Origin of the sequence: Natronospirillum sp. (assembly GCF_022565775.1) — a bacterium.
Lineage (GTDB): Bacteria > Pseudomonadota > Gammaproteobacteria > Pseudomonadales > Natronospirillaceae > Natronospirillum.
Genome location: NZ_JAIUMC010000114.1, coordinates 1 through 9,045 on the forward strand (window position 1 = coordinate 1; position 9,045 = coordinate 9,045).

12 protein-coding genes are annotated in these 9,045 nt (G+C 57.0%); all 12 read left to right on the top strand.

Going from position 1 to position 9,045, the window contains the following annotated elements; all coding sequences use genetic code 11:
• Nucleotides 1-1,020, top strand: a 1,020-nt coding sequence (locus tag LAT62_RS14855; protein ID WP_293385736.1) for a helicase-related protein, incomplete at its 5' end; no start/stop codon positions are given.
• A gap of 480 nt (nucleotides 1,021-1,500) precedes the next feature.
• A complete protein-coding gene (locus tag LAT62_RS14860) occupies nucleotides 1,501-1,950 on the top strand; it encodes a macro domain-containing protein (protein WP_293385738.1) in 450 nt (149 codons plus the stop codon).
• 126 nt (nucleotides 1,951-2,076) lie between these two features.
• Nucleotides 2,077-2,349 carry a hypothetical protein gene (locus LAT62_RS14865; protein ID WP_293385740.1) on the top strand — a complete coding sequence of 91 codons (273 nt, stop codon included), beginning with the start codon at nucleotides 2,077-2,079 and terminating at the stop codon, nucleotides 2,347-2,349.
• Nucleotides 2,333-2,509: a hypothetical protein gene (locus LAT62_RS14870; RefSeq protein WP_293385742.1), complete on the top strand. Its 177-nt coding sequence runs from the start codon at nucleotides 2,333-2,335 to the stop codon at nucleotides 2,507-2,509. Before LAT62_RS14865 ends, LAT62_RS14870 begins: the two co-directional genes overlap by 17 nt.
• A 15-nt stretch (nucleotides 2,510-2,524) precedes the next feature.
• Complete coding sequence (locus LAT62_RS14875; protein WP_293385744.1) at nucleotides 2,525-2,749, top strand: hypothetical protein; 225 nt, start codon at nucleotides 2,525-2,527, stop codon at nucleotides 2,747-2,749.
• 209 nt (nucleotides 2,750-2,958) lie between these two features.
• Nucleotides 2,959-3,915: a hypothetical protein gene (locus LAT62_RS14880; protein WP_293385746.1), complete on the top strand. Its 957-nt coding sequence runs from the start codon at nucleotides 2,959-2,961 to the stop codon at nucleotides 3,913-3,915.
• 198 nt (nucleotides 3,916-4,113) lie between these two features.
• Entirely contained in the window at nucleotides 4,114-4,311 is a 198-nt protein-coding gene (locus tag LAT62_RS14885; RefSeq protein ID WP_293385748.1) for a hypothetical protein, read from the top strand.
• Nucleotides 4,312-4,342: 31 nt separating this feature from the next.
• On the top strand, nucleotides 4,343-4,930 hold the full coding sequence (locus LAT62_RS14890; protein WP_293385750.1) for a hypothetical protein: 588 nt from the start codon (nucleotides 4,343-4,345) through the stop codon (nucleotides 4,928-4,930).
• A 2-nt stretch (nucleotides 4,931-4,932) separates the two neighbouring features.
• On the top strand, nucleotides 4,933-5,598 hold the full coding sequence (tmk, locus tag LAT62_RS14895) for a dTMP kinase (RefSeq protein ID WP_293385752.1): 666 nt from the start codon (nucleotides 4,933-4,935) through the stop codon (nucleotides 5,596-5,598).
• Nucleotides 5,599-5,778: 180 nt separating this feature from the next.
• Entirely contained in the window at nucleotides 5,779-6,279 is a 501-nt protein-coding gene (locus LAT62_RS14900) for a single-stranded DNA-binding protein (RefSeq protein WP_293385754.1), read from the top strand.
• Nucleotides 6,280-6,753: 474 nt separating this feature from the next.
• Complete coding sequence (locus LAT62_RS14905; RefSeq protein ID WP_293385756.1) at nucleotides 6,754-7,506, top strand: hypothetical protein; 753 nt, start codon at nucleotides 6,754-6,756, stop codon at nucleotides 7,504-7,506.
• A 33-nt stretch (nucleotides 7,507-7,539) separates the two neighbouring features.
• Nucleotides 7,540-9,045 (top strand): hypothetical protein (locus LAT62_RS14910; RefSeq protein WP_293385758.1); only part of this gene is annotated, 1,506 nt, incomplete at its 3' end.

The following is a 9,045-nucleotide window of genomic DNA, read 5'->3' on the forward strand; positions in this document are numbered from 1 at the left end:
ACAGGGGAACGGCTGTCACACCATAGAGTGGAGCGCAAATCCCCGCTTCGCGTCACGAAGGGCATCTCACTTGATGATGTCCGCCCGGGTGATTGCCTGGTCGCATTCTCACGGAAAGAGGTGATCCAGTGGGCTGCGAAGCTCGACAAGCATGGAATCAGTGCTGCTGTTATCTATGGGGCGCTGACGCCAGAGGTTCGCCAGCGCCAGGCAGAATCCTTCAGGTCTGGGCAAGCCAAGGTGGTGGTTGCCACTGATGCCATCGGAATGGGACTGAACTTGCCCATTAAACGAGTGGTGTTCACCGCTTTTCAGAAGTTCGACGGGGAGAAGGTGCGGCCTCTCAACTGCACCGAGGTCAAACAGATTGCCGGCCGGGCCGGGCGCTATGGTATCCATGACCAGGGCGAAGTCACAGCGTTGGCCAGCGACACATCATTTCTGTCTCACAACTTGAGTCAGGCCGAGCCCCCACTGGGCAAGATGATTCCTATCGCCCCGCTGTGGGCGCACGTCGACAACGTCATGCGCAGCCTTGATACTGATTCGGTCGGCGAAGCGTTGTCGTTCTTTGAGCGCCATTCCTGGGGCAAGGTGTATTCTGTCCGAGGCTTGGAGTCAGCCATCGTCCGGGCCAACAGTGCCTGGCATCGACGAATTGATCCTAAGACCGTGTTCGCCCTCGCCTTTTCACCGGTGGATCTGGAGCGAAACGAGGATCGAGAAACCTTCCACATGGTTGTTTCCTGCATTGCAGCTGATCGAGTGGTCAGCGTTCCAAGGCTTGGCTCCTATTTTGACTGCGATGATCAGAACATTAAACCCACCGGCGCTCAGCTCCAGTTCGCAGAAACTCATGCGCGCCAGCTGACCTATCTTGCCTGGGCCGGTACCCGTTTCCCCGGTTTGGTAGACCTTGATGAGCTGGCGCAGGAGCGGCAGAGAACAGATCAGTTCGTCAATCGCGCGCTGTCGGGCAGCTACAAGCGCTTGACGCCATCCCGGCGCAGCCGCCGCTGATGAAAGGTATCTATGTGGGCAGCATCGATGGCGACATAAAGCATGTGACGTATTTCCTGCTCTGGGCCCTGATTCTGGCGGTCCTGTGCGTCGTTTACATTGAGCGGTCCTCAGATCAGTCCTTGAACTAATGTCCGCCGCATTCTACCCTCTATCGCCGGATAAAATACTTTGATAAAAAACAATAAAGTTTGATAAAAGCCCGAAATTCTGGGCTTTTGGTTCCTTCATGGTGAATATTTCTATCAAACTTTAGCTTTGCGTCTGGTCATAATTTGCACAGATTCCGGCTGATTTTTAACAAACTTTATTGTTCGCCCACAACTACTCAATTCTCCGAATGAGTCGCTAGTCAAGGCGGACCGATCTCGATGTGTATTGCCCCCAATACTGGTTGAATATACAGCATTTAGGCTCTAATATTTTCTTATGCTGATCCGTTCTGACAAGCTCCGTATACACGCCGACAGTTGTGAACACATGAACAAGATTAAAGGCAATCTCATTACTTTTGCGATGGGGCGTAACGCGCAGGTCATCGTACATGGATGCAACTGCTTTAACACCTGGGGCGCGGGATTGGCTCGCCAGATGCGTCAGCAGTTTCCGGATGCCTATGCAGCAGACCTTGCGACACTGCGAGGAGACTCTGCCAAACTCGGTACTTACTCGTGGGCTCGCTGCCCGGTACCGGGTGGCTCAGTTGTTGTAGTCAACGCGTACACCCAGTACCGATACGGACGTGATAGGCGCCATGCCGATTATGACGCCATCGGCTCTGTCTTCACCTCGATCGCCAGTCACTTTGGCCAGTATTCTATTGCTTACCCGATGATTGGAGCGGGCCTGGCCGGTGGTGAGTGGTCCATCATAGAGCCAATTATCGATGGGGCGCTCTCAGGCTGCGATCACACGCTGATCTTCCAGTAGTGGCTTAGCCTTCCCTGTCGCTTCGCTCCAGGTGCGGGGTTTGTCCTTTGAAGGTTGGGCGCTGTTTGGCGTCGGCCCTGCCCCTGGCGTGCGATCATAGCCTCACATTCATTGAGTGAGGTGGCTATGTCTAATCGGCTTTCCATCCAGGTTGTTCGCAACCAGCGGTACAAGCACAGCGAGCCAGAATTTGGCTGGGTTGCACAGGATGACTATGCGCAATCTTTCCTGATGGCCGGTGATTCGGAAGATCAGTTCTATTCTCGTTATCCGACCGAGGATTCGCTGATCGAAGCCGTGCGCAACGACCCTGCTTTCGACAATTTCGGCGAAGCGGACGAGGACGAAGAGTCAACAATCGCGCGAATTACCGTGGAGGGCTATGACCGTGAAGGCTGAAGAGTTTGATAAGACGTTCGGTGTGGACGCCGATTACCGGGGCGAGGATGAGGAGTATCCCGTCGCGGATTGGCAACATGATGTGGCTGATGGGGATACTCGCCTGGGCTACTGGGACTGGGTTGTTGCTCAGCGCGAAAGTGATACGTACCCATTATAGAAGGGGAGCAACAGTATGGCTCAAGTAATTTTGACGCGAAAGATCACGGCCGTCGTGGAAGAGACGGCAGTGTACGAGATACCAGATGACCTGGTGGACAAGCTGGACGCAGACAGCCTGTCGGAAGATGAGATTCTGGAGCGCACGCTGAGCGCTCGCGAATTCCACGCCTCTGAGTCGTCCATGGACGTTCAACAGGTTATGGAAGAACACAGCCGAGAGATCACAATTGAGCGCTAGGCGCTCAACATGGGCGCTGTTATCGGTCGCGTCGGCGCAAACACCGCCCAGTGGGTCGTATCGTTCCAGGCCCATCGGGGAATCCCTTCATGGCCCTCGCTGCGCTCTGGCCGGGGTCTTGGTCGTGCAATTTCCTGTCGGTTCTGGCGGGCCTCGTCGGGCACACATGGGACAATACCCTCAGTTGATTCGCAAACAGAGGTCAAAGCATGAACAATTACCAGGTGGAATCACTGGCGCAACAGGTCGCTCAGGTGCTTTGTGACGCGACTATGCAGGTCATGTACCCGCGTTACAAGGACAAGCTTCTTGAGGCCTTCCCCGGCTATCGCATGGAGGTCGCAGTGGGTCGAGGCCGGGCGACCAACCACAAGCTTCGCAAAGACAATCGGCTGCAAAAAATTACCTACGGCCGAGACATGGTCCTGAGTAAGTTTTCTTCGCGGCAGCGACACGCTTGGACCACTTCCAAAGAGATCCGCAGGCGTGGATATTTTCGCGGCGAGGTTTCTTTTATGACACTGATGGTGGCGGTCGTGCTGCATGAATTTGCCCATGCTGTGCAGCATGCCGAAGGTGGGCGTCAGCGCGGTAGTGTCCATAATGCCCACTTCTATCGAATTCTTGATGCAATGCATCGTTCGGACTTGCCCGAACAGGTGCGCACGTATCTGGCTGAGCGCATACCGATGGACCGGGTCGCTATTGCTGAACAAGCTGACATTGAAACTATGGTGGCAAGCAAGCAGCAGTCCCGCGATCGCGCCGCTTCACGCCGCTTACCAGCAGGCACCCCCCTCGACGGCCTGCACGCCGGCTCCAAGATAATGGTGAAGGGCCGGCCAGACATGGGGTACTACCGGGTGACCAGGATCAACAAGCAGACGGTTTCTGCTGATTCGCTCGAGGGTAGACGGGGCGTCAGAATCCCATGGGATCTCGTCGAAATGTGTGGCGAGGACGAGGGCCCAGCAACGCCCCCTGAACAGAGCGATCGCCTGTCGGTCGGAGACCTCTTCACCATACACGGCCGCCCTGAACTGGGAGAGTACCGCGTTGTCCGGATCAACCGGCAGTCTGTCAGAGGCGAGTCGCTGAACGGTGGCCGTGACTGCAGAGCATCGCACAGCATGGTCGTCAAATCGCAATCCCAGCAGGCCGCATAAGCCTCACAGCCGCCGAAGCAGCCCACCCGCATAACGGGTTGAGGAGGCTTCGGCGGTTTTTTGCGTGTCGCCGGGCGTGGCACCGCTTCGCTGCGCTCGGCGGGGGGTGTTTGGTCGAGCAATGCCGGGAAGGGGTCGGGCTTTCTTGGGCGTCCGTTGAGTGACAATAGTCCTACGAATTGAGACAGGAGAAACCCAATGGCGAGCGATGTCCAACGAATCCATGAAAAGCTGTGGCGAGCGGATCTGGCCTATGACTGGTCGATCGAACACCGGTGCGCGCGCAATATGCGGATCGTGTTGCGGGCCTACGGGGAGCAATGGACCGAAGAAGATGCGCGGGCGCAGATCGACTATGCCCTGGGCATGGGTGCTGACCTGGAGCCGGCCGCCTAAGGCGGCCGCCCACACTGACAGGGGAAAGACTATGCCGTTATCACAAGAAGCCATTGTGCAGGATCTCGTAACCCATCACCCGGAGGCCTGCCGGAAGCTGATACGTCTGGTGCAAATTTGCGCGGAACGGCGTGCGGCAGTATCGGAGCCTCAGCATGAGGATGATGTGTTTACTCTGGATAGCATGACGGACCGGGCAGATGGTGGCGTTGCCGTATTGCGGGACAACGACTTTACCGATAGCGCTACTGATGTGGCGCTGGGTGCCATGGCGGATGTTTTTCGTCGTCTTGCGCTCGGTGGTGTCGATTTTGCCAATGAGCAACCCGTGGACCCCGAATCTGTTGAATCTGGAAACCGGGTTGATTTTACCCAGTATGGCCCAGGTGGTTATGACGGTCTGGATGCGCTGACCCTGATCGAGAATCCGGATTGCACTGCGCGCGTGGAACAGTCTGGCTCGGAAGGCTTTTATGTTGAAGTGCTGATCTGGTCAGATCGTGATGGCTGGCGCCGTTATGCGTACCGTAAGTTCTTTGACCTCGCGGTAGCCAAAGGCTGGGAGAATGCTATCAACGGCTCTCACCTTCCCCCTGTGTTCCACCGATTCAAGGATTGAGAATGATGAACGCCCCGATGATTGTACTGGAAGGCCTCGATGCTGCCGGCAAGACGACTGTGCAAAACGCAGCCGAAGAGGTTTTACGCTCGCAATATCGTGACCTGGTGGTCACCCGCGAGCCAGGCGGCACACCGGTAGGTGAGCGCCTACGCGAATTGCTTCTGACGCCAGACATTGTAATGGGTGACCTCACAGAAACGCTGTTGATGCTTGCGTCGCGATCTGACCACTTTGAGCAGGTCATCAAGCCTCATCTGGTGGCCGGTGATCCGGTACTGTGCTCTCGTTTCATGCTGAGCACTTTGGCTTATCAGTGTGCGGGGCGCGGCATCAGTTTTGGCATGGTTCAGAGCATGCACAGAATGATTCTGGAAGGATTTCAGCCTGACCTGACGATCATTATTGATGTGCCTCCCGCTGTCAGCCGGGAGCGGCTTGAGCGTCATGGCGAGCTCGACCGTATTGAGCATGACGCTGATCTTGAGTTTTCTGCTCGTGTGCGTGATTTCATGCTCGGATGGAGTAAGCATGAGGCGCCCCTGAGAAGTTTGGTGGTCGACGGCACTCTGGACCCGGAATCGGTGCGCGATCAGGTAATTGCGGCAGTGCAATCCACCATCCAACAATTCCATGCTGAGGACACAAGAGCGGGTAGGCCCACGTAATGGGCACGGGGCACCCAGGAGGTCGCCCTCGCTTCGATGCGGCCCTTGGCGGTGCTTCAACGCCTCGCTGCGCTCCGCGTGGGTAGTTGGGCTTGTAAGGGGTGGGCCCGGGGTTGGGCGGCTCTGGCTGATAGCCGGTAAACTACATTTATTGAACTTAACAGATGGATTGAAAGCGCTATGGCAAAGGGTACTGTGAATAAAGTCATCATCTTGGGCCGCCTTGGGCAAGACCCCGAAGTACGCGCCGCTGCGAGCGGAACGACGGTCGCGAACCTGAATGTTGCGACCAGCGAACTGGGTCCGAAAGACCCTAGTGGCACACGCCAGGAGAACACGGAGTGGCACCGTTGCACTCTGTTCGGGCGCACCGCCGAATTGGCACAGCAGTATCTGAGCAAGGGTTCACTGGTGTACCTGGAAGGCCGCTTGCAGACGCGCAAGTGGCAAGACCAGTCAGGCAATGATCGCTATTCCACTGAAATTGTGGTCAACGAGATGCAGTTTGTCGGAGGAGGCCAAGGTGGTGGCCAGGGCATGGGCGGTCGGCAGGGCGGGTTCAATCAGCCACAGCAGCAGGCACCTCAGCAAGCAGCGCAGCCGCGCCAACCGCAGCAGCAACCCCAGCCGCAGCAGAGCAATAACAACTTCGACGATTTTGACGCCGACATCCCGTTTTGAAGTATACCTGACTGGGCAGAGCAGGTAGTCCCGTGGTTTGAGTAGGCGTTCCAGTCGCGACTTGAACTAATGTCCGCCGCATTCTACGACTCAATTCTGCGAATGAGTCGTCGGAGGGTTCAAGGAGAGCGGTCGATGCTGGATAGCTTCGGCGGATAAAATGCTTGGATAAAAGCCTGGGCTTTGGGCTCATTCATGTTGGATGCCCTTGTCTAGCTCGAGCTCGGCAACTGGTCAGGCTTGCACAGAAATCCGCTGATTTCTATCAAGCTTTATTGTTCGGCCACATATAGCCAGAAAGACGTGCCGACCGGCCTTTCTTGATGCCGCAAGTGTCCTGGCCTTTTCGCTGGCGCTCAAAGTCGGGTCCTTGGTGTTCAATGCTGGGTGGCTCGGCCCGCCGAGTCAGCCTGATGCAGCCCATAATGTCGTCATAGCCTATCAACTGATGGAGACACTCTGATGCAAAGCCTTATGCAAACTCTGGCATACCAGGACCTGAAAAACTCCGTAGAAGATCTTTCCGCAAAGGCCCGCGAAGTTTGCAAGGCCAATCGATCGTTCGCGGATGCGCTGACCGAGTTTGAGCCAAGCCACGGCTATACCAATGGTGTTGCTGAGGGCAGTATTTCGCGTGGGCTGGAAGGCGCTACTGAAAATGCACTGACCCGGCTGGTGAACGACGCCTCGGGTGCCGGCGAGTTTCCCAGAGAGTTGCAGCCGGTGGGTGAGGCAGGCCGCTTCAAGTGCCCTCGGGTTGATGTCGCCAGAGATTTTACCGTTGATGTGGACGCTGTGACTGCTGAGTTGCTCGATGCTGTCGGAGAGGACCTCGGCTATTCGGCCGCTATGCGCCATTGCGCCTGGCACCTCGGTCTGGGGCTCAAGGGTGCTAATGTGCAGCCTGGTCGTGGAATTACCGTGACGCTCTCCAAGTACCAAATGGATACGTTCGCTAACGCCCTTATTGTGGTTTCCAAGGTCCATGATCTGCCGTTGAGCGTCGATCAACTGCGCTCTTTGGCCCGGCATGCCGGCTATGACTTCGGCGCACTTGGGAAGATGGCTTCTCGGGAAAAGGTGGCTCTGGGTGATGGCATTGTGCTGACCAATTTCAAGGAAACGGTGCGGCTTTCATTGCCGGCAGACTGGGTGGCTCCGATTCAGTTGGTTTTGTCGCAATACGGCAGCGAACGTCTGCGCGAAATCATGAACGAGGCGGCTTAAATCCGCCCCGCATCGACCAAAGGAATTTGTAGTATGTGGCGTACCGATACCAGTGTAGCATCTCGCGGCTCAAGTTCTGCCGGCAAGCTGTCAGGGGAAGAGCGCAAGGCTTTTCACAAGGGGCAGTTCTTTACGCCGGATGCGGCCGCACAATTGATGTGGCGCATTGCGTCGCGCGCGATGACCGGTGAGCGCTCATACAGTGTGGCTGATTTCAGCGTCGGTAGCGGGCAACTGATCCAATACTGCCAGCCACAGACTCACACCCTGTTTCTGGCCGATGTTGATCAGAGCAACCTGGATAGCCTGCGCAAGGACTTGTCGCGCGCCGGATTCGACTACAACTTGTCTTACAAGGGCATGCAGAGCGTGCGCGCCTCCGGGCTCAATGTCGGCCTGCTCAATCCTCCCTTCAATCTGGATCTGCGTGATGATCGGCTGAATGCTGATTACGCCAGCGTGAGCGTCAACAAGGCGCTGGGCAACAAGTCCGCCCCAAGCCAGCGCTATGCGGTTGAGCAGGCGCTGGATGCCTGTGAGGTGGTTGTGGCGCTGTTGCCGATCACGGACATTACGGCGCTCTACAACGGCCACTGGAAGCCGAACGGTGTAGAACGCCTGTGCGGGTTGGTAACACTTCCTCGGGACCTGTTTGCCGCAGAAAAAACACTGGTATCCACAGGCCTGGCTGTGTTTGGGCGCACTGGGCAGGATGTGGGTCCTGGCTGGTTCGAGTACTCGGCTTTCTGTCCGTACGATCTGGTGGGTGATTTCTCGCTGGTGAGTGCAAAGCCTGAGTTCGCCGAGATCTCGAAGTCGCGCCTACCGGTCGCCACCATGCCGGCCACTGGTATCAAGGCTGTCACGCTGACCCGGAAGGGTCGACGTATTGTGCCGGCCTTCCAGTGCGGCCAGGTCGAAGAGCAGGTGTTGGGCGCCATCTTGCGCGCGCCGGTTCACGAGTTCCAGAACCAGCAATCGAGCCTGCGCACACACTATGCCCGCACGACTCAGTACATTGGTCAAGGTCAACTGGATATCGAGGCGTGGCTGAGAGGGCCGGGTATCTCGGAGGCTATGGCCAATCTTGAGTCTGTGGTGCGCAACGCCGGCGGGGAGCCTACTTGGGCGCCTGGATTGGTGGCCTACCTGCAAAAGCGCGAACGCCAGCACAAGGTCGCCAGTACGGCGACTCGCCACTGGACCTATTACCCAGCACCGGTTACGGATACACCCCCCACCGCAACCGTGCGTAAAATCTTTCCGCTGGATCCAGCGGCACTGCTGACGCCGACCCTGGACAAGGGTGCTCAGGTTACTGCAGTGGCCTCTGCAGGCGGGTACAAGATCACGCTGGCGGACGGCTCCAGCCATGAGGTTGCACCGGAGCGGTTCGCTGAGCACTTCTGCTTTGATGAACCGGATGGCCATCAAGAGAGCTCGCGGGGTGGTGAATGGACGCTGTCGGCTGAGGGCCGTCCGGCACACTTCCCAGAGCAGGTCGCAGCGATTCAAGGTGAGGCCGTCAAACGCGGAGTC

Coding starts and splice junctions, on each gene's coding strand:
- LAT62_RS14870 (WP_293385742.1), top strand. CDS start 2,333: ATGACCGTGAAGGCTGAAGAGTTTGATAAGACGTTCGGTGTGGACGCC.
- LAT62_RS14885 (WP_293385748.1), top strand. CDS start 4,114: ATGGCGAGCGATGTCCAACGAATCCATGAAAAGCTGTGGCGAGCGGAT.
- LAT62_RS14875 (WP_293385744.1), top strand. CDS start 2,525: ATGGCTCAAGTAATTTTGACGCGAAAGATCACGGCCGTCGTGGAAGAG.
- LAT62_RS14860 (WP_293385738.1), top strand. CDS start 1,501: ATGAACAAGATTAAAGGCAATCTCATTACTTTTGCGATGGGGCGTAAC.
- LAT62_RS14900 (WP_293385754.1), top strand. CDS start 5,779: ATGGCAAAGGGTACTGTGAATAAAGTCATCATCTTGGGCCGCCTTGGG.
- tmk (WP_293385752.1), top strand. CDS start 4,933: ATGATGAACGCCCCGATGATTGTACTGGAAGGCCTCGATGCTGCCGGC.
- LAT62_RS14880 (WP_293385746.1), top strand. CDS start 2,959: ATGAACAATTACCAGGTGGAATCACTGGCGCAACAGGTCGCTCAGGTG.
- LAT62_RS14890 (WP_293385750.1), top strand. CDS start 4,343: ATGCCGTTATCACAAGAAGCCATTGTGCAGGATCTCGTAACCCATCAC.
- LAT62_RS14865 (WP_293385740.1), top strand. CDS start 2,077: ATGTCTAATCGGCTTTCCATCCAGGTTGTTCGCAACCAGCGGTACAAG.
- LAT62_RS14905 (WP_293385756.1), top strand. CDS start 6,754: ATGCAAACTCTGGCATACCAGGACCTGAAAAACTCCGTAGAAGATCTT.